This window comes from Gallalistipes aquisgranensis, assembly GCF_014982715.1.
In the GTDB taxonomy this organism is placed as follows: Bacteria; Bacteroidota; Bacteroidia; order Bacteroidales; family Rikenellaceae; genus Gallalistipes; species Gallalistipes aquisgranensis.
On the sequence record NZ_JADCJY010000001.1, the window covers coordinates 14629 to 35300 of the forward strand.

Here is a 20672-nt window from a genome sequence, read left to right on the forward strand (position 1 = left end):
AATGCCGGCGGCCCGATTGGTATGTATCAGAAGAAGAGCCACGGGTATTTTTCGTTCCCCAAGCTGGAGGGCGAGATCGGCCCCCGCATGATGTTCCGCGGACGCGAGGTGCTCAACTGGAGTCTGAACAACTACCTCGGTCTGGCCAACCATCCCGAGGTGCGCAAGGCGGACGCCGAGGGTGCCGCGAAGTTCGGCATGGCTGCTCCGATGGGGGCCCGCATGATGAGCGGGCAGACCAAGTATCACGAGGAACTGGAGCGCCAGCTGGCCGAGTTCGTGGGCAAGGAGGATGCCTTCCTGCTCAATTACGGTTATCAGGGCATGATCTCGATCATCGACTGCCTGCTCACGCCGGCCGATGTGGTCGTGTACGATGCGGAGGCGCACGCCTGCATCATCGACGGGCTTCGCCTGCACCGGGGAAAACGGTTCGTCTTCGCCCACAACGACATGGAGAGCCTGCGCAAGCAGCTGGGCCATGCGGTCAAGGTGGCTGCCGAGACCAAAGGGGGTATTCTGGTGATTACCGAGGGCGTTTTCGGCATGAAGGGCGACCTGGGCAAGCTGGACGAAATCGTGGCGTTGAAGAAGGAGTTCGATTTCCGTCTGCTGGTGGACGATGCCCACGGCTTCGGTACGATGGGCGAGGGCGGACGCGGTACGGCTTCGCACTTCGGCGTGACGGACGGCGTGGACGTGCTCTTCAATACGTTCGCCAAATCGATGGCCGGTATCGGTGCATTCGTCTCTTCGCATAAGTATATCATCGACTATCTGCGCTACAACATGCGTTCGCAGACCTATGCCAAGTCGCTTCCGATGCCGATGGTGATGGGTGCTTTCAAGCGGCTGGAGCTGATAAAGAAGCATCCCGAGTATCAGGAGAAGCTGTGGGAGATCACCCGTGCGTTGCAGAAGGGATTCCGTGACCGGGGATTCGACATCGGCGGCACGCTCTCTCCCGTTACGCCGGTCTACCTGAAGGGCGATATTCCGGAGGCTACGAACCTCGTGGTCGATCTGCGCGAGAACCATAACCTGTTCTGTTCGATCGTGGTCTATCCCGTGATTCCGAAAGGAGAGATGATCCTGCGTATCATCCCTACGGCGGCCCATACGCTCGAGGACGTGGAGTACACGCTCGACTGTTTCAGCGCCATCCGTTCGAAGCTGGAGGCAGGCGAATACCGCAAGCCGATGCCCGATATGGCAGACAAATAGAGATACGGAAGCGTTCCACCCGACGGGGGTGTCCGGAATGCGGATACCCCCGTTTTGTTTCTCCGGCCGGCCGGATACGGGGGACTTTGCGGGTTTCGGAAAACTGCCTTTCATCAGGGTTGTATCGGCGCGGACGAAAGAGTGGCAGGTGTCGGTTCGGATTATGGCTTGCCGGTATTGGTTTTTCGTGCCGGAATCCGTATATTTGTATGATAAATGTGATTATTAATGCTACCGTGCGGGATGGCCCGTGCGGTATGAAAATGAAACAGAGATGAGACGGACGATCGCACTTTTCTTATTGACCTGCCTGTGTGCGGCAGGGGTGGCACAGAGGCAGCCGGAGGGGACTTTTCGGGTGCAGTCGCTTTTCGCGGCGGGACAGGTGGGGTATTTCAACTTCCGGATTCCTTCGCTCGTGACCTCCCCGGACGGCGTATTGCTCGCGTTCTGTTCGGCGCGCAAAGGGAAGGGGTTCGACCACGATCCGATCGACATCGCCCTGCGTCGCAGTACCGATGCGGGACGTACCTGGGATTCGATGCGGGTGATCGTCCACCGGCCCGACGGAGCGTCGTGCGACAATGCCACGCCCATCGCCGACTACCGTACCGGGCAGGTGCATTTGGTTTATCAGATCGACTACGAGCGGATTTACTGCACGAGCACGTCGGACAACGGACTGACGTGGTCCGCTCCCGTGGATATTACGGCGACGCTGGAGGGGTTCCGCAGCGCCTACGACTGGCTCGTGGCGGCGCCCGGTCCGGGGCACGGCATACAATTGCGCAGCGGCCGTCTGGTGGTGCCGTGCTGGTTGTCTACGGGCGGACGGAAAGAGTTCGGGCGCTCGAAGATCGGGCATCGGCCCTCGATCGTCGTGTCGATATACAGCGACGATCACGGTCGGACCTGGCTGCCGGGCGAGGTGGCCGTACCGGACAACGATACGATCGTGATTCCGAACGAAACCTCCTGCCTGGAGCTGGCCGACGGCCGGGTGATGTTCAATTCGCGCAACGAGTCGGTCAATTACCGCCGGGTGGTGACCTGCAGTCCGGACGGGGCATCCCGGTGGGAAAGGCCGCGTTTCGAGGACGCTTTTTTCGAACCGATCTGTTACGGCAGCATGTGCCGTTATACGATGCGGCCTTTCCAGTCCCGCAACCGGATTCTGTTCTGCAATCCGGACAGCCGTTATGATCCGTGGGTGGCTCCGCGCCGCATTACGCCCCGTTCGGCTCCGGGACGTCGCCGGGCCAATCTGACCGTGCGGATGAGTTACGACGAAGGGGTGACCTGGCCCGTCTCGAAGGTGATCGATCCCGGTATCGCGGGGTATTCCGATCTGGCCGTCACGCCTGACGGGATGATCCACTGTCTGTACGAAGGAGGAGCGTTGGAAGGGGACGACAAGCGCAACCGGCAGATGAATTTCGTTACGTTCGATCTCCGATGGCTGACCGGCGGACAGGATGCCCTCAAACGCAGGGAAATTCCCTTGAAACCTTCCGTGAAATAGGGCGGATTCCCCTTCTTCACGGCGAGGCGATCTCTCCGACAAATGGGCGGCCGTCCAGCAATGTCCGGCTGTCCGACACGAATTTACGGTAGGCGGTTTCGGCAGCCGGATCGTGGCGGAGCAGGGTGTCGGCCACGTAGGAGGGGAGGATGCGGTATCTTCTCCGGCCCGCTTCCCACGGGGTATGTACCCAGGTGAGCAGGTAGTCCGTGCGGTAGGCGGGCGGCAGTGAGTCCCGGTGTGTGATTTCGATCCGCAGGACGATGCCTCCGTCGGTGTACCGTTTCCGCTGGTTGGAGACGAAATTGCCCAGCGAATAGGCCGTCACCCCGCCGGGCGTGCTGTCCGCCCGCAGCAGTGTCTCGATCGGCTGCAAGACATGCGGATGGCTCCCGATCACCAGGTCGGCACCCCGGGCATGGCACCATACGGCCAGTTCCCTCTGCTGCCGGTTCGGCCGGCGGGAGTACTCCTCCCCCCAGTGGAAGAAAGCGACGACGTGGTCGGCTTTCGTGCGGTCGATACGGCGCAGGTCTTCGGCGATACGTGTCGTGTCGATGCCGTTGAGGATGATGCCGTGCGGTACGGGAAGTCCGTTGGTGCCGTAAGTGTAGTTGAGCAGGGCGATCCCGATGCCGTTCGCCGAGACGTACAGGGGGTGGCGTCTGCGGAAGTCCGTGCTGTCGGCGAAGACGCCTGTGTAAAGCAAGCCCGCTTCGTCGAGTGTTTCGAGGGTGGAACGGATGCCTTTTCCGCCCCGGTCGCAGATGTGGTTGTTGGCTGTGGTCACGATGTCTGCTCCGGCCCTGCGGATCGCGTGGGCCAGCGACGGAGGGGAGGCGAAACGGGGATAGCCGCTGTAATCGGAGTGGGGCGTGAGCGTGGTTTCCAGATTGAGCACCACCAGGTCGGCCTGCCGGAAGAAAGGTGCGATGTGGCGGAAACAGTCGGTGTAGTCGAACGTGCTGTCCTGCCGGGCAGCCGTCACCTGTGGCATGTGCTGCATCAGGTCTCCGGCGAAGAGAAGCGTGATCTTTTTCTCCGGTTCGCCGGGAGACACACCGCTCGCCGTCTCTTCCGGTTCGGACGTCCTTCCCCCGCATCCGGCCAGCGAGGCGGAGAGGAGAAGGCAGCAAAGGGGACGCAGGATCGCAGGCGGCGTTTTCATCGGCGGGCGGGTTCTCGCCGTTAAAGATAGCGAAATATTTCTTTCCGCAGGTTATTTCCGGTTGCGCAGAAATGTTTTGTAGACCATGAAGTGCTGTTCGATCGCCTGTTTGTAACCCTGTTCGTCGCCTGCCTTGATGAGCTCCAGCAGGTCGGAATGGCTGACCAGCTTGCCTTGCCGCTCCAGTTCGATGTTGATCGGCTCGAAAGCCACCTTGAATTTGTCCTTGATGAAGGTCAGCACGGGATGGATGATCTCCTGGAATTCGGCGATGGTCCTGTTGCGGGTGATCTCGTAGAGTTTCGAGTGGAACATGTATTCGCTGATGAGCGGATATTCATTGTTGCTGAACACCTCCCCCATCCGTACGATCTTGTCCAGTTCGTCGATCTCCTCGGAGGTGATGTAATAGAAGATGTCGCTGCTGATCCCTACCTCCAGGGCCACCCGGAAATCGAGCAGGTCGAACAGTGTGTTTTCGCTCAGGATGCGTGGGTCGATCACCCGTTTCATGGCGCCCAGCAGGGTGGGTTCCTTGAGAATCATGCCCCGCCGCGTACGCGTTTCGATCAGTCCCATCATCTTCAGACGGCTCAGCGCTTCCCGCAGGGCGCTGCGGCCCACGCCCAGCGCTCCAGCGAGTTCGATTTCGTTGGGAATGACGCTGCCGACCCCCAGGTCGTTCGCCTTGAAGTAGTTGAGTAATTTGTCTTCGATCTGGTCGACCAGTGTGACCGGTTTGCTGTCGAGTTCCAAACGATACATATCGGTATGCGTTAAACGGGTTGATTTGTCTGACAAAATTAGTGTTAATTTGTCGTTTTGCAATTTTTTCAGTGGAAATACATACATTTTCAGCGAATTTTCAACCAGATAAATAAAGAGAGAGAATTCCGCATGATACGGAACTCTCTCTTTTGATTTGCCGACGATCCGGAATTTGCCAGACTGGAAATTCCCTTTCCGTCGTTCTGTTTTAGTACCCGGGATTCTGTTTGATGGAACCGTTGCGCAGGATTTCGTCGTTGGGAATCGGCAGCAACAGTCGCCATGCATCGATTTTATCTCCGTAAATCACCTGGGAGAGCATGGTGTATACATTGGGGTATATCAACGGGTCGTAAGCGGGTTCCGTTTTGTAGAACTCCAGAAGAATATCCGTGGCGTATTGGTCTCCCTGGCGTATCATGTCGAATAGCCGTTCGTTTTCAAATGCCAGTTCCAGCCGGCGTTCGTTCAGCACGGCTTCCTTCATGTCGCCTCCGAACATGGCGGTTATATCGTCGGTGTCCAGTTCCGGAGCCCCGGCCCGCCTGCGTACGTCGTTGATCAGGCCCAGAGCTTCGCCTTCGTTATAATAGAGGCTGTTGGGATCGGCTTTGATTTCGGCTAACAGCAGGACGACATCAGCAAAGCGCAGTTCGGGCCAGTCCAGATAGCCGTCGTTCTCCTTGTCCAACTGGTCGGTTTCGTATTTGCCGCTGCCGTCTGCTTTCAGTCTCAGTCCGACCATTTTGGGAGGATAGCGTTTGGGATAGTCCTGTCCTACGGTGGTCGATGACGAAATCTCTCCGCAGGTGACCGGATAACGGCGGTCGAGCGTCACGTCGCTCGTTTCGGTGAAGGCGTCGCGCAGGCTGTTGGACCAGAAAACCAGATTGCTCCCTTTCGTACCGCTGACCTCCTCGTGACCGCACAATGTGGAGAAGTTGTTTCCGATCCCCAGACCTCCACCCGTAAAGCGGATCGGGAAGAGAATCTCCTCCTTGCCCTTAGTCGTTTCGAGGGTGGCGACGAAGACGTCTTCGTAATTGCCGGTGAGTTTGAACCCGCTGTGCAGATGAACGTCTTCGAGCAACGGCTTGGCCAGGTCGTTTTTGTGCCATGTCATATATACCTTGCCGAGCAGTGCCTTGGCCGCCCACTGGTGGGCACGTCCGTAGGCGGGCTTGTAGCTGTTGCCCAGCGATTCGAACAGTTGGTAGGAGTCGCGCAAGTCGGCTTCGATCCTTGCGAACGTATCGTCCAGCGACGCGCGTCCGATTCCCTTTGCATCCTCACCCGAACTTACGGAGGTCGTGAGCAAAGGTACGCCGCCGAAATACCTGGCCAGCATGAAGTAGGCCCATCCGCGGAGGAATTTCATTTCGGCTTCGTATTGCTTCCTTTCGTTTTCTTCGATCACCACATTCAGGTGTTCGAGCACCAGATTGGTTCGGTTGATCAGGTAATAGCACCCTCTCCAGATGGGGAGGATGTTGTCGTTGTTCGAACTGATGAGCAGCAGGGAGGGCGTGATGGCGTCGTAATTGGACGAAATGTTTTCCGTGTTGGGATAGGTGGCGTTATCGCTCCTGTTCTCGTTGATGAGCAGCTCTTTCGAACGGTGTATGGTGATCAGTTGGTTGTAGCAGCCGATGACGTTTCCCGCTATGTCTGACGGAGAGTCGTAGCTGTTTTCGATACTTTGTGTGTTGTACGGGATTTTGGTCAGAAAATCGTCGCAGGCGAGTGCCGAGAGACAGATTCCCAGCAATCCTATTTTTAAGATATTTTTCATTGTCTAAAGTCTTATGATCGGTTAGCCTGTTAGAATTTGATGTCGATACCGGCCGAGAACGAACGCATCAGCGGTACGACCGTCATACGTTGTTCGAGGGCGAATCGGGAATCTTTGTTGGCCGACGCCCTGAATTCGGGGTTGATGCCGTTGTAGTCCTTGCTCATGAAGTAGAGCAGGTTGCGTCCCGATACGTAAACGCGGATCTTGGTTTTGGGAATGCTGTATCCGATCGAAAGGTTACGCAGGGCTACGTAGGAGGCGTTTTCGATCAGGTAGTCCGTCGAGCCGATGAGAGCGTTGTTGTAGAACGGTTTCTCTCCGTGGAACTCGTCGACATAGGCGTTTTCCTGCATGTTTTTCAGGAAGTTTCCTCCGTAGAGGTTGGTCATATTCCAGACTTTCGCTCCGTGGGACCCCTGGAACATGAAACTGATGTCCACTCCGTAGAAACGGAACGTGTTGGACCAGCCCCATTCGCATTTGGGTGTCGATTGTCCGAGCCCTACGCGGTCGTCTTCGGTGATCTTGCCGTCGCCGTTGAGGTCCTGAACCTTCGAATCGCCCAGAACGTTGTTCGGCAGGGCCAGTCCTGCATCTTTGGCCGCCTGCAGTTCGGAGGGTGACCGCCAGATTTCGTTCGTCATTTTGTATCCGTAATATTCGCCCAGCGGCCGGCCGATCTGCAGCTGGTAGATCGCATCCTTGTAGCCGGTGAACGTTTCCCTCTGTTGGCCTCCGTAATCCAGCAGGTGGGTGCTGGAGGCGGAGAAGTTGGCGGTCATCGTCCAGACGAAATTCTTACGTTCGATGTTGACCGTATTCAGTTCGATCTCCACGCCCTGGTTCCGCATTTTGCCGATGTTGGCCCATTCGTTTGCATAGCCCGATATGTAAGGGGTGGGGACCTGAAGCAGCAGGGCCTGCGTTTTCGAACGGTAAACGTCTACGTTCAACTGGATGCGGTTGCGGAGGAAGCCTGCCGAAATTCCGATGTTGCCCGAGTTGGTCTGTTCCCATCCGATTTCGGAGTTGCCCAGCGTAGCGGCCGGGGCGTATCCGTCAAGTACGTCGCCGTCCATCGGGTAGAGGACCTTGTTGACTTTCGTGATATAGGAATATTTGGTGATGGCATTGTTCCCGGAGACGCCGTACGATGCCCGGAGTTTCAGGTCGGAGAGCCACGATACGTTCCGCAGGAAAGGTTCCTCTTTCAGACGCCATGCGGCCGAAACCGAGGGGAAGCTACCCCATCGTTTGCCGGAGCCGAACATCGAACTGCCGTCGGCCCGGAATACGCCCGAGAGGATATACTTGTCCTTGAAATTGTAGTTCAGCCGGAAGAACGTGGAGACGAGAGTCTCTTCCTCGCGGTTGCTGGTCGTGGATTTTGCCACGATCAGCCCTGCGTAATTGAGGGTGCGGATGTCGTCTATCGGGAAGTCGTCACCCATCGCCTGCAGGGTTTCGTACATGCCCGACTCTACCGACAGACCTGCCATGGCGTCCAGATGGTGGTTGCCCAGTTTCAGCTTGTAGGTGAGGTAGTTCTCGTTGACGATGTTCGACCGGATGGCCTGGCTGTATGTGGCCGATCCGTCGCCGGAGGTCTGCTTGCCTTTGCTGTTCGAATAGGAACCTTTCCACTTGTCGGTTTTGTTGGAGCGGACATTGGCGCCCAGCGTGGTGCGGAATGTCAGCCCCTTGATGATATTCCACGTTACCCCGAGGTTTCCGTTGAGGGCGTACTCTTTGCGCAGGTCTTCCGAATCCATGGCCAGCGCGTAGGAGGTGATGTCGCCCGTGCCCGAATAGGTGGAGATGGGAATCGTCTTGCCTTTGCTGTCATAGACGAAGTCGGTCATGTCGTCGTTGAGCAGGACGATGTTCCTGAAGTCGCGGCTTTTGATGTAGTCGCCCAATTTTACGTCGGCGGGAACCCCCTGTTTGCCGGGCGTCATCATCTTCAGCGTTCTCGCGTCGTGGGTGAGCGGATGAGCCAGCCAGCGCAGGGCGCCTCCGAGCTGGGCGGCCGAGCTGACGTTCGTCTTCTTGTAACGCGGATTCAGTTTCAGGTCTACTTTTACTTTCGGGTGCACCTGAGCCTGGATATTGGCCGATACGGAAATGGACTGGTTGTCGTTTTTGATCATGACGCCCGATTCGTTGGCGTATGCGGCCGAGAGGTAGTAGTTGATCTTGTCGCTTCCGCCCTGGGCGCTCAGCGTCACCTTGTGGGAATAACCGGTCTGGGTAACCGAACGCTGCGGGTCGGCGGCTCCTGTCAGCTGGTTCAGCCGGGCCATTTGGGCGTAACCGGCTCCGTTTTTGTCATAGACCGTTCCGGTCGCGGGGTTGAGTTCGGTCGTGAACCATTTGTCGAACGGAATGAATGTTTTTCCGTTGGGGGCTTTGTTGAACGAGCCGTCCTCGTTGATCCCGTTGGGAATCTCCATCCCCTCGCTCAGGTAACCGGTTTCCCAGGGGTAGAGTACGTTCTTCCGGTAGTACAGGTCCGCGTACTCCTCCAGCGTGTAGGTGTCGTAGTATTTCAGAACATTGGTGACGCCGGTCTGGTATTTGACATTGAACTGGGTTTTGGATTTCGATCCCTTTTTCGTCGTGATCATGATGACACCGGGTGCTCCGCGCGAACCGTAGATGGCGGTCGAGGCGGCATCTTTCAGCACCTCGATATTCTCGATGTCGTTTACGTTCACGTCGCTGAGGCTTCCTCCCTCGATGGGCAGTCCGTCGATTACCAGGAGCGGGCTGCTGCTGGCGCTGAACGAGGAGTTGCCGCGGATATGGATTTCTGCGTCGAGACCGACCTGTCCTTCGACATCCTGTACCATCATACCGGCCATACGTCCCTGCAACAGCTTGTCGAGACCGTCGGCGGGGATTTCATCCAGTTTGTAGCTTTCGGGATTGAGCGACGAGGCGGCGCCCGCGAAGTGGGCCCGTTTCTGGGTGCCGTAACCGACCACCACCACGTCCTCCACGGTCATGGCGTCGGCCTGCATCTGCATGTTGACCGTCGTCTGGCCGGGGCGGACGGCGACTTTCTGCGTTTTGTAGCCGATGAACGAGAAGACCAGCGTGTCTCCTTTCTGGACGGCGATGGTGAACTCGCCTTTTCCTCCGGAGATGGTTCCCGTGGATTTTCCCTGGACGAGGATCGTGACCCCGGCCATCGGAGCCTTGTTCTCGTCGGTGATCTTTCCGGATACCTTCGTCTGAGCGAATGAGGGTCCGTGGCACAGCATGAGCAGGGCGATCAGAAGTGTCGCCAGCGGAAATCCTCCGTGCCTTCTGTGTGATGCGTAGCGTTTGTTCATTGGTTTGGGGTTTAGGTTGTTATTCGGATATTATTTCTGGAGAGAGAAAAAGTCGATGTTCTCCAGTTCTTTGCGGAGTGTTTCCAGTTCGTTTTCCCCCCAGGGGGCGAGGGGACGGCGGCAGGTGCCGCACTCGATGCCGAGCAGGTTCATGATGGCCTTGCCTCCGCGGACTCCTCCGCCGTGGCGGATGATGATTTTCACCACCTCGACCGAGATCATCTGCAGGCGCCGGGCCTCTTCCAGATCGCCTTTCTCCACGCACTCCATGATGCGCAGGTAGACGGGGGCGATATAATTATAGGTACTTCCCACGCCGGCTTTCGCTCCGAGGGCCAGTCCCGCCAGCAGGATTTCGTCGAAACCGTGCAGGACTTCGAACCGGCCTTCCTCCAGATTCAGCAGTGCCTGCATCTCCATCAGGTTGTTGTGGGTGTATTTCACTCCGGCCAGGTTGGGAATGGTCTCGCCGCCCAGTCGGAGGAATTCCTCTACGTCGATCGAAACGCCGGTCATGGAGGGCATGTGGTAGTAGAAGAAGGGAAGGGCGGGTGCGGCCGCTGCCACCGGCACGAAGAAATCGACCAGTTCGCGGGCCGAGGCCGGTTTGAAGAAGAACGGGGACATGGCCGCCGTGGCATAAGCCCCGATCCGTTGGGCATGGGCGGCCAGTTCGCGCGACTGGGGGATGCAGTTCCCGCCGACGTGGACGATCACTTTGAGCCGCCCGGCCGCTGCGGCGACCCATCTTTCGGCGATCCGTTTGCGCTCGTCGGTAGTCAGAGAGGCCGATTCGCCCGTGGTTCCGCAGATGAATACACCGGAGATGCCCTGTGAGATCAGGAATTCAGCATATTTGTCGATCGACGGACAATTTACTTCGCCCTGGGCGTCGAATGGAGTGAACGGTGCGGCGATCAGGCCGCGGAGTGTGTGGTTTGCTTTCATGTGTTCGGGTAGTTGGATAATATTCGGTGCCGGTTTTTAATATTATTAATATTATTTGTGTGACAAATAAACTGAATATATTTTTAATATGCAAATGTAAAATAGATATTTTCAAGAAAAACGGATGGTTTTTCCTGGTTCCGGCCGATTTTTCTGTATGGAGAATTTTGCGGAAGAGTTTCGGACGGGAGTGTGCGGGCAGACGGATCGCTTTTTGTGGACGGTGGACCGTCCCGGGTGAAAGGAGTGCGGGCAATGGATGGCGGCTTCTCGGTCTGGTGCCGGTAGAAGGGGCGCGTACGGACGGTCCGGCAGGAACCGTTTTTTTACGGTTCACCCCCGCCGAAATCCGTTCCGGCGGGGGTGAACTGTGTTTTGCGGGCCTTGTCGGACCTTCTTTTCCGATGCGGAAGCAGGATCAGTACCGGTAGTGTTCCGCCTTGTAGGGGCCTTCGGGTTTGACGCCGATGTAATCGGCCTGTTTTTGTGTCAGTTTCGTGAGTTTGACGCCGATATTGGCCAGGTGCAGACGGGCGACCTCCTCGTCGAGGTGTTTGGGCAGCCGGGTGACATCGACGGGCAGCCGGTCGCGGTTGTTCCACAGCTCCATCTGTGCCAGCGTCTGGTTGGTGAAGGAGTTGCTCATCACGAACGAAGGGTGGCCCGTGGCGCAGCCCAGGTTGACGAGCCGTCCTTCGGCCAGTACGAAGATGGAGTGGCCGTCGGGGAAGGTGTATTTGTCCACCTGCGGTTTGATGTTGGTCTTCACGACCCCCGGACAGGTTTCGAGACGGTCCATCTGGATTTCGTTGTCGAAATGGCCGATATTGCAGACGATCGCCTGGTCGAGCATGCCCTGCATGTGTTCCAGTGTGATGACGTCGCAGTTGCCGGTGGTGGTGACGTAGATGTTGCCTTCGCCGAGCGCCTCCTCGACGGTCTTCACTTCGAATCCCTCCATGGCGGCCTGGAGGGCGCAGATCGGGTCGATTTCGGTGACGATCACTCGGGCTCCGTAGGAACGCATGCTGCGGGAGCATCCTTTGCCCACGTCGCCGTAGCCGCACACGACCACCACTTTCCCGGCGATCATCACGTCGGTCGCCCGCTTGATGCCATCGGCCAGCGATTCGCGACAACCGTACAGATTGTCGAACTTGCTTTTGGTGACCGAATCGTTCACGTTGATGGCCGGTACGAGCAGTTCTCCCCGCTCCTGCATCTGGTAGAGACGGTGTACGCCCGTGGTGGTCTCCTCCGATACCCCTTTCCATCCGGCCACCGTGCGGTGCCATTTGCCGGGGTCTTCCGACAGCAGAGTGCGGAGCGTGTCCAGAATGACGGCCTCCTCGTGGCTGCCGGGTGCGACGTCCAGCGTCGCGGCATCGTTCTCGGCGGCATATCCCTTATGAATCAGGAGTGTGGCGTCGCCGCCGTCGTCCACTACGAGGTTGGGGCCTTTGCCGCCCGGGAAACTGAGTGCCTGGGCGGTGCACCACCAGTATTCTTCCAGCGATTCGCCCTTCCAGGCGAAAACGGGTACGCCCGCCCGGGCGATGGCTGCGGCGGCGTGGTCCTGCGTGGAGAAGATGTTGCAGCTGCACCAGCGCACTTCGGCGCCCAGTTCGACGAGTGTCTCGATCAGCACGGCGGTCTGGATGGTCATGTGGAGCGACCCCATGATACGGGCTCCCGCCAGCGGTTTTTCGGCGGCATATTTTCGGCGCACGGCCATCAGGCCGGGCATCTCTTTTTCAGCGATCTCGATCTCCTTGCGGCCCCACTCGGCCAATTCGATGTCTGCCACTTTGTAGGGCAGGGTTTCGTCTATGAACATAGTCGGTATGCGGTTTAAAGTTTCTTCATGACGGTTTCGCGGTCGAGGGCGATCTGGCTGCGGAGCGCCTCGAAGGAGTCGAACCTCCGTTCGGGGCGGATGAATTCGAGCAGTTCCACTGCGATGGTCTGTCCGTACAGGTCGCCTTCGAACCCTATCAGGTTGGCCTCCAGCACCCGTGCCCCGCTGCCTGCCACCGAGGGCTTGCGGCCCAGGTTGACCACGGCGTCCCATGTGCGCCCTGCGGCCTCCACCCGGGCCCGGTAGACCCCGTTGGCGGCCTCCAGCGATTCGTCGACCCGGATATTGGCGGTCGGAAACCCGAGCCGGCGCCCTATCTTGTTTCCCCCGACGACCTCTCCCCGGATGATCTTTTCCATGGCGTGTTGCGATTGGTTTTAAAATTGCGGGTCAAAGGTACGAAGAATAATTTTATTTGTGAAAGCGTCCGTTTTTTTGTACCTTGCCGCCGTTTATCACCCCTTTGTGTTCGTCATGCGCGAAATCCAGCATAAGAAAGGAAAAGTCTATTACTCGATGGGAGAGGTGTCGGAGATGTTCGACGTCAGGCCTTCGCTGATCCGTTTCTGGGAGCAGAAGTTCGACATCCTGAAGCCCCGCAAGAACAAGAAGGGAAACCGCCTGTTCACGCCCGAGGACGTGGACAATCTGGCGCTCATCTACCATCTGGTCAAGGAGCGGGGCATGACGCTGGCCGGGGCCCAGATGCGCATCCGGCAGAACAAGGACGGGGCGCAGCGCGACCGGGAGATCGTGGACCGGCTGATGTCGATCCGGGCCCTGCTCATGGAGATACGCGAAGAACTCAAGGAGGACGGTTCGGCGGCCGTGGTGGTGCCGTCCGTCGCGGATGCCGTGCAGGGGCCGGAGGCGGTTGCGGAGGAGGATTCCCTGTCGGCGGAAGAACCGGAGGCGGAATCCGTCGTTATGCCGGCTGCCGCATCCGAAGACGAGACTTTTGCGGCGGAGATCGCCGACCCGCAACGGGACGGAAGTGCGGTGGCTGCGGTGACCGGGCCCGAACCTGTCGCAGAGGCGGGAGCTGCGGTGCCGGTGCCGTTTGAACAGCCTCTGCTTCCGGACGAATCGTTCGCGCTGGCCATGCAGGTCACGGTGGAGGCGCCGGCTCTGCCCGAGGCGGAGGAGCCCGTTCCGGCCCAGCCGCAGCGGGAACAGCCTCAGATTATCGAACAGACTCTTTTTTAACGGTTCCGTAACTATGAAAATTCGGGAAATAACGGACGTCATCGAGGCGTTCGCGCCGCTTTCGGCGCAGGAGAGCTATGACAATTCGGGGCTGATCGTAGGTGATCCGCAGGCCGAGGCGGAGAGTGCCCTGCTCTGCGTGGATATTACCGAACCGGTACTGGAAGAGGCCGTCGACCGCGGAATCGGGCTCATCGTGTCGCATCATCCGGTGGTGTTCCATCCGCTCAGGCGGCTGACCGGAAGCACCTACATCGAACGGGTGGTGGCCCGGGCCGTCCGCGAGGGGGTGGCGCTCTATGCCTGCCATACCAATCTGGACAGCGTGCCCGGCGGAATGAGTTACCGGCTGGCCGGAATGCTCGGTGTGGAGGGGCTGCGGTTGTTGAGCCGCAGCCGGACGGACGATCCGCGGATCGGGTTCGGCGTGGTGGGGGAACTGGCCCGGGAGATGCCCGCGGCCGACTTTCTCGCCGTGATGAAGGAGCGGCTGAATCTGAAAGTGATCCGCCACAGCGAACTGTGCCGTGAGACGGTGCGTCGGGTGGCGCTCTGCACCGGAGCGGGGGCTTCGCTGATCCCGGCGGCCAAGGAGGTGGGGGCGGACCTGTATGTGGCCGCGGATTTCAAATACAACGATTTTCTGGATGCGGACGGTCGTCTGATCGTGGCCGATGTGGGCCATTTCGAGAGCGAATATTGCGCAATCGACCTTTTATATGATATAATTACGAAAAAAATGCCTACTTTTGCACTCCGCAAGAGTGTGAAATCGCAGAATCCGATAAATTATTTCGTTTAAGAAAGACAAGTATATGGCAACAGCAAACAAGAAAACGGCCGAGAACGACTACTCCATGGAGGAGAAGATCGTCGCCCTGTACGACCTCCAGAAGATCGATTCCAAGATCGACGAGATCAACAAGCTGAAAGGGGAGCTGCCCCTGGAGGTGCAGGATCTGGAGGACGAGGTGGCCGGCCTGCAGACCCGGATCGAGAACATTACCTCCGAGATCGAAGGGCTCAATGCCCAGACCAAGCAGCGCAAGGATGAGATCGAGCAGGCTAAGGTTTTGATTGCCAAATATGAGGGACAGCAGGACAACGTGCGGAACAACCGCGAGTTCGATTCGCTTTCCAAGGAGATCGAGTATCAGAAGCTCGAAATCGAGTTGTGCGAGAAACGGCTGAAAGAGTATTCGGCCGAGATCAAGGTGAAGAAAAAAATGGCGGAGGACGCCGAGACCGTGCTGGCCGACCGTAAGATCGACCTGGAGAACAAGAAACAGGAACTCGAAGGCATCGACAAGGAGACCGCCGGCGAGGTGGAGACGCTCAACGCTCAGAGTGCCAAGGCGCAGGAGAAGATCGACGCCCGGCTGTTGGCCGCCTACAAGCGCATCCGCAGCAATGTCCGCAACGGGTTGGCCGTGGTGACGGTGAAACGGGATGCCTGCGGCGGTTGCTTCAACCGGATTCCGCCCCAGCGTCAGTTCGAAATCCGTCAGGGTAAAAAGATCATCGTCTGCGAATACTGCGGACGGATTCTGGTCTCCAATCTGCTGGACGAACAGGAATAGGTGACGCCTGAAGACAGAGAGAAGGGGCTGCACCGCAAGGTTCGGCCCCTTTTTCGGATTCCGGCAGGGAGGTGAAAGAACGGTACGGGACAGAAAAAACGTTGTTTTTCGCTGCCGCGCGATTTTTTGGCACAGTATTTGATTTTAATCGGGTGCCGCAAGGGGCGCCCGAACCGATTCGGGAGGCGGATTTTGGTTTTTTGAAATAAAAAAGCTACCTTGCCGAAAATTATTGATTAACTTAACCGGGATTTTATCCCAATTAAAAACGGATTGCCTATCGACCAGATCTACTTCAAACTAAAACAAGAGGAGTAGAGTATGAATCTCAAAGCATTAAGCGACCAGGAACTGCTTAATACCTATCTTTCGGGCAATGAAAGCGCTATATCCGTTTTGATAGAACGGCACCGCAAAAGGGTTTCCGACTATATCTACATGATGGTCAAAGACCGGGATGTCGCCGACGATATTTTTCAGGAAACCTTCATCAAGGTGATCCGTGTACTGAGCGAAGGGCGTTACGTCGAGACGGGCAAGTTCCTTTCGTGGGTGTTGCGTATCGCGCACAATCAGGTCATCGACCATTTCCGCCAGAACAAACAGCAGAATCAGGTGACCGAATCGGATGCGGGGTATGACATTCTGAACAGCCGGAAATTTTCCGATACCACGGTGGAAGACCACATGGTTTCCGCGCAGATCGAAAGCGACGTGCGCAAACTGATCGACTACCTGCCCGACGAACAGCGCGAAGTGGTGATGATGCGCTATTACAGCGGCCTGAGTTTCAAGGAGATCGCCGAGCAGACCGACGTAAGTATCAACACGGCGCTGGGGCGTATGCGGTACGCGTTGATCAATCTGCGGAAAATGATTCAGGAAAAGCAGCTAATTTTGAGCTGATCCGGGCAATAAAACGGACGGGCGGTCGTTTTTAGTTAAAAATGACAAGCCTATGGAGGAGATTGACAATAGCGCTTTGACGAAAGCCGATGCCGACGAGGAGGAGATGTTGCTGAACCACGTGGTGCAGGGAGATCATGAGTTGCTCTACCTGGATACCTATCTTCGGGAACTCTTCGGTAACAGGGAGTAAGCAGATATGCGCGGGGGCGTCTTGAGAGGATGCTTCCGCGTTTTTTCGTTTCGGGGAGGAAGGTTCCCGGATTCGCATTATCTTTGTACCGGAGGAGAAAATCGTGAAACAGTCCAAATACGTTAAGACGAAAATCCTGCTGGGATACCTGCTGACGGCGGCGGTGGCCGTCGTCGCGGTCCGGTACATCTACGGCGAGATGGAGAAGATCGCCCGGGTGGACGAGACCCAGGCCCGCCTCCAGGCGAAACGCAGTCTGATTACCCGGACGCTTTACCACCTCTACCAGACCGAGAGTTACGGGCAACTGATGCTGGCGGGTTATCTTTCCTATGAAAACCGGTATGTCCGCGAACTCGGGCTCGTGCAGAAGGATATAGATTCGCTGCGGGTGATTGCCGCCGAATCGGCCGATTCGATGCAGATCATGCGGATCGACAGCATTTCCCTGCTGTTGCGGACGAAAGCCCGCAGTACGTTCAGCCTGCGTAGCAACGTGCGCAAGGCCGCATCCGGTTCCCTGTACAATGAGAATATCGAGCGCATCCTCTCCGAAAACCGGCCGCTCGTCCCGGATACGGTCAAACGGAGCGAGGTGATCATCACCAGCGACACGTCGCGCACGGTAACCACGCACGTCCGTAAACGGGGCTTCCTGCGCCGGCTGGCCGACCTGTTCTCGCCGGAGGAGCCGGATTCGAACGTGGTGATTACCTATTCCACGCGGATCGTGGCCGATACGCTGCCCTTCAATCCGGCCGATACGATCGCGGGAGTGTTGCGGAACCTGCAGGGAGACGTCGACCAGCAGCGGCAGCAGATCTACGATCAGGCGTGGGAGGACGGACAACGGATGCGATACAGCAGCCAGATCGTCAATCAGAAGATCAACCGTCTGATCCTCGATGTCGAGGAGGAGATCAGTCAGCAGGAGCTGCGCCGGTTGGACCTTCAGCACGAGACCGAACGCCATGCCTCCCGGGTGGTGGGGGGTATCGCCATCGGGGCCGTGGTGCTCATGCTTTTTTTCCTGCTGCTGATCTGGCGGGACATCGGCAGGGGGAACCGTTACCGGCGGGAGCTGGAGGCAGCCAACCGCTATGCGGAGGAGCTGCTGGCCCTGAGGGAACGGCTGATGCTGACCATTACGCACGATATCAAGGCTCCGCTGGGTTCGGTGATCGGGTATATCGACCTGCTCTCCCGGCTGGTGGAGGATAAGCGGCAGCGGCTCTACCTCCAGAATATGAAGGATTCGTCGGAACACCTGCTGCGGCTGGTGAATCAGTTGCTCGACTTCCATCGCCTGGACTGCAATAAGATGGATGTAACCCGGGTTTCGTTCAACCCCGGCCGTCTGTTCGAGACGATCGCCGCAGGCTACGGTCCCGTATCGGAGAGCCGGGGCGTGGCGTTCCGTTACGAACCGGGAGACGGGCTCGACCGGGAGTTCGCAGGCGATCCGTTCCGCATCCGCCAGATCGCGGACAACCTGCTTTCGAACGCGTTCAAATTTACGGACCGGGGCGAAGTCGTGCTCTCCGTGGCGATGGAACCGGAGAGTACGCTTCGTTTTTCGGTGCGGGATACCGGACGCGGCATCGGAGAGGCGGAGCGGGAAAAGATATTCCAGGAGTTTGTCCGGCTTCCTTCGGCCCAGGGGATAGAGGGTTTCGGGCTCGGGCTCTCCATTACCCGCAAACTGATCGAACTGTTGGGCGGCCGCCTCTCGCTTCAGAGCCGGCAGGGGCGGGGAAGTACCTTCACTGTCCATATCCCGTTGGAACCGGGGGCGGCTTCGGACTCCGGCATCGAAGAGAGCGGTATAGTGCCCGGACGTACGGCGGCGTCCGATGCCCCGGCCTTTACGGGCCTCAGCTGCCTGCTCGTGGACGACGACCCTTTGCAGCTGGAACTGATGCAGGCGATGTGTGCCCGCCTGGGGCTCGATGCCGACCGCTGCGGAAGTCCCGAGTATGCTGCCGAGATGCTTCGCAGACGGCATTATGATTTGATATTTACCGATTTGCAGATGCCTGCCATGGACGGGTTCGGTTTGCTGGCCCGGGTGCGGGAGGCCGATGCCGGGATTCCCGTGGTGGCCGTTTCCGCGCGTTCGGACCAGTCGCGGGAACGGATGTGCGAAGAGGGTTTCGCCGATATCCTGCACAAACCTTTCCTGCTGGACGAGCTGGCGGCATGCGTGGCCCGGGTGACGGGACGCGGAGAGGGCCGGCCGGTCCCGGCGGCGGGAAAGCCGGAAGAGGGACCTGGCGACGGGCCCGATTTCGGAGCATTGACCGCTTTTGCAGGAGACGATCCGGTGGCGGCGGCCGAAATCCTGCGCAGTTTCGTCGTACAGTCCGGGGAGAACCGGCAGGCGCTGGCGGAGGCGCTTGAGGCCGGCGACATGCCGGCGATCCGAGCGTTGGCCCATAAGATGTTGCCTGTCTTTACGATGTTGGGTAATTCCGTTCTGACGGTGATCCTGAAATCGCTGGAGATGAACCGCGAAGGCTTGACGGACGATGTGCGGCGTAAAGCGGCGGAAGCAGTGGAACGTATCGGCGAAGTGACGGAAAAAGCGGAAAAAGAGTTAACTTTGCTTCAAAACGAGAGAGAATGAGAAGACTGCTGATCGTGGAAGACGACATCACTTTTGCGCTGATGCTCAAGACGTGGCTCACCCGAAAGGGGTTCGAGGCGGAGACGGTTTCCCGTGTCGATGCGGCACAGCAGCGTTTGGAAGCTTCCGACTTTTCGCTGGTGCTGACCGATATGCGTCTGCCCGACCGCGACGGCATTTTCCTGTTGCAGTGGATCGCGGACAACCGGCCGTCGCTTCCGGCGATCGTGATGACCAGCTATGCCGATATTCAGACCGCCGTGCGCAGCATGAAGCTCGGGGCAAGGGATTATGTCGCCAAGCCGGTGAATCCGGAGGAGTTGCTCGCCAAGATCGAGGAGGCGCTTTCCGCGCCCCGGAACGAGACGGCGGACGGAAAGGCTACTGCCGGGAAAAACGTCCCGGGAACGGAGGCTTACACGGGGTTCGTGGAGGGACGCAGCGAGGCGGCCCGCAGGTTGTACGATTATGTGCGTCTGGTGGCCCCGACCAATATGTCGGTGCTGGTCAACGGTGCGAGCGGGACCGGGAAGGAGCATATCGCCCGCATGATCCACGAGGGGAGCAAGCGGCGGGGAAAGCCGTTCGTGGCGATCGACTGCGGAGCCATTCCCCGCGATCTGGCCGCTTCGGAGTTTTTCGGTCACGTGAAAGGTTCGTTTACGGGGGCGCAGACCGACAAGCGGGGCGCTTTCGAGGCGGCGAACGGGGGGACCCTTTTTCTGGACGAGATCGGCAACCTGAGCTACGAGGTGCAGGTACAGTTGCTCCGGGCGCTGCAGGAGCGGAGGATTCGTCCCGTGGGCGGTACGGAGGAGGTCGAGGTGGACATCCGTCTGGTATCGGCGACCAACGAGAACCTGGAGGCGGCTATTGCGGAGAAAAATTTCCGTGAAGACCTTTTTCACCGGATCAACGAGTTCACGCTCCGGATGCCCGATCTGCGCGAACAACGGGAGGACATCATGCTGTATGCCGATTTTTTTCTCGACCAGGCCAACCGGGAACTGGAACGCAGCGTAGTCGGGTTCGATGCCGGAGCCGTAGAGCGGATGATGGCATACGACTGGCCCGGAAATCTGCGGCAGTTGAAAAATGCGGTGCGCTGTGCCACCCTTCTGGCTTCGTCCGATTATATTACCTGCCGGGAATTGCCGGCCGAAGTGACACGTCCTGTTCCTGTACCGGTGCCTTCCGCTGCCCCGGCATCTGTTCCGGGTGCGATTCCCGTGCCGTCCGTGTTGCGTGACCGTGCTACGGAGATCGAACAGATCCGCCAGGCCCTGCGGCTCAGTGGCGACAACAAGTCGAAGGCCGCCCGTCTGCTGGGTATCGACCGCAAGACGCTTTACAACAAACTCAAGGCCTACGGCATCGAGTGACCGGGTGTGGATGGGGTGTGTCCTGTGGATTTATTCCACACTTTTCCCTGCTTTATTCCACATTTTTCTTTGCGGTGAAATTTCTGGCATTTTATTATTGTATTGATTTATAGTGTTTTGAATTTTTAGTCTGTGCTTTGGTACGCCGGTTGAACTGA

At 58.0% G+C, this 20672-nt stretch carries 16 protein-coding genes; 9 read left to right on the top strand and 7 right to left on the bottom strand.

The window, feature by feature from the left end:
* The first annotated feature begins 21 nt into the window (after positions 1–21).
* Positions 22–1224: an aminotransferase class I/II-fold pyridoxal phosphate-dependent enzyme gene (locus tag INF32_RS00065; RefSeq protein WP_226388069.1), complete on the top strand. Its 1203-nt coding sequence runs from the start codon at positions 22–24 to the stop codon at positions 1222–1224.
* A gap of 274 nt (positions 1225–1498) precedes the next feature.
* Positions 1499–2746, top strand: coding sequence for a sialidase family protein (locus tag INF32_RS00070; protein WP_226386376.1), 1248 nt, complete (start codon positions 1499–1501; stop codon positions 2744–2746).
* A 16-nt stretch (positions 2747–2762) separates the two neighbouring features.
* Here INF32_RS00070 and INF32_RS00075 read toward each other — a convergent pair whose 3' ends face one another.
* The 7 genes from INF32_RS00075 to INF32_RS00105 form a co-directional block, all read right to left on the bottom strand.
* A complete protein-coding gene (locus tag INF32_RS00075; protein ID WP_226386377.1) occupies positions 2763–3914 on the bottom strand; it encodes a CapA family protein in 1152 nt (383 codons plus the stop codon).
* 51 nt (positions 3915–3965) lie between these two features.
* A complete protein-coding gene (locus tag INF32_RS00080; RefSeq protein WP_226386378.1) occupies positions 3966–4679 on the bottom strand; it encodes a FadR/GntR family transcriptional regulator in 714 nt (237 codons plus the stop codon).
* A 211-nt stretch (positions 4680–4890) separates the two neighbouring features.
* Positions 4891–6474: a RagB/SusD family nutrient uptake outer membrane protein gene (locus INF32_RS00085; RefSeq protein WP_226386379.1), complete on the bottom strand. Its 1584-nt coding sequence runs from the start codon at positions 6472–6474 to the stop codon at positions 4891–4893.
* Between the two features lie 29 nt (positions 6475–6503).
* Positions 6504–9815 carry a SusC/RagA family TonB-linked outer membrane protein gene (locus tag INF32_RS00090; RefSeq protein WP_226386380.1) on the bottom strand — a complete coding sequence of 1104 codons (3312 nt, stop codon included), beginning with the start codon at positions 9813–9815 and terminating at the stop codon, positions 6504–6506.
* Between the two features lie 30 nt (positions 9816–9845).
* A complete protein-coding gene (locus INF32_RS00095; protein ID WP_226386381.1) occupies positions 9846–10763 on the bottom strand; it encodes a dihydrodipicolinate synthase family protein in 918 nt (305 codons plus the stop codon).
* A gap of 418 nt (positions 10764–11181) precedes the next feature.
* Complete coding sequence (gene ahcY, locus INF32_RS00100; RefSeq protein ID WP_226386382.1) at positions 11182–12600, bottom strand: adenosylhomocysteinase; 1419 nt, start codon at positions 12598–12600, stop codon at positions 11182–11184.
* 14 nt (positions 12601–12614) lie between these two features.
* A complete protein-coding gene (locus INF32_RS00105; protein ID WP_226386383.1) occupies positions 12615–12980 on the bottom strand; it encodes a riboflavin kinase in 366 nt (121 codons plus the stop codon).
* 115 nt (positions 12981–13095) lie between these two features.
* On the opposite strand from INF32_RS00105, the gene INF32_RS00110 reads away from it, so the two are divergent.
* The 7 genes from INF32_RS00110 to INF32_RS00140 all read left to right on the top strand — a co-directional run bounded on the left by INF32_RS00110 (position 13096) and on the right by INF32_RS00140 (position 20514).
* Complete coding sequence (locus tag INF32_RS00110; protein ID WP_226386384.1) at positions 13096–13827, top strand: MerR family transcriptional regulator; 732 nt, start codon at positions 13096–13098, stop codon at positions 13825–13827.
* Positions 13828–13840: 13 nt separating this feature from the next.
* Positions 13841–14629 carry a Nif3-like dinuclear metal center hexameric protein gene (locus INF32_RS00115; protein ID WP_226386385.1) on the top strand — a complete coding sequence of 263 codons (789 nt, stop codon included), beginning with the start codon at positions 13841–13843 and terminating at the stop codon, positions 14627–14629.
* A gap of 13 nt (positions 14630–14642) precedes the next feature.
* Positions 14643–15407: a zinc ribbon domain-containing protein gene (locus INF32_RS00120; RefSeq protein WP_226386386.1), complete on the top strand. Its 765-nt coding sequence runs from the start codon at positions 14643–14645 to the stop codon at positions 15405–15407.
* A gap of 321 nt (positions 15408–15728) precedes the next feature.
* Complete coding sequence (locus INF32_RS00125) at positions 15729–16313, top strand: RNA polymerase sigma factor (RefSeq protein WP_226386387.1); 585 nt, start codon at positions 15729–15731, stop codon at positions 16311–16313.
* A 52-nt stretch (positions 16314–16365) separates the two neighbouring features.
* Complete coding sequence (locus INF32_RS00130) at positions 16366–16506, top strand: hypothetical protein (RefSeq protein ID WP_226386388.1); 141 nt, start codon at positions 16366–16368, stop codon at positions 16504–16506.
* A gap of 103 nt (positions 16507–16609) precedes the next feature.
* Positions 16610–19132 carry a hybrid sensor histidine kinase/response regulator gene (locus tag INF32_RS00135; protein WP_226386389.1) on the top strand — a complete coding sequence of 841 codons (2523 nt, stop codon included), beginning with the start codon at positions 16610–16612 and terminating at the stop codon, positions 19130–19132.
* Entirely contained in the window at positions 19129–20514 is a 1386-nt protein-coding gene (locus INF32_RS00140; RefSeq protein WP_226386390.1) for a sigma-54-dependent transcriptional regulator, read from the top strand. The genes INF32_RS00135 and INF32_RS00140 overlap by 4 nt, the downstream gene beginning before the upstream one ends.
* Positions 20515–20672: the final 158 nt, after the last annotated feature.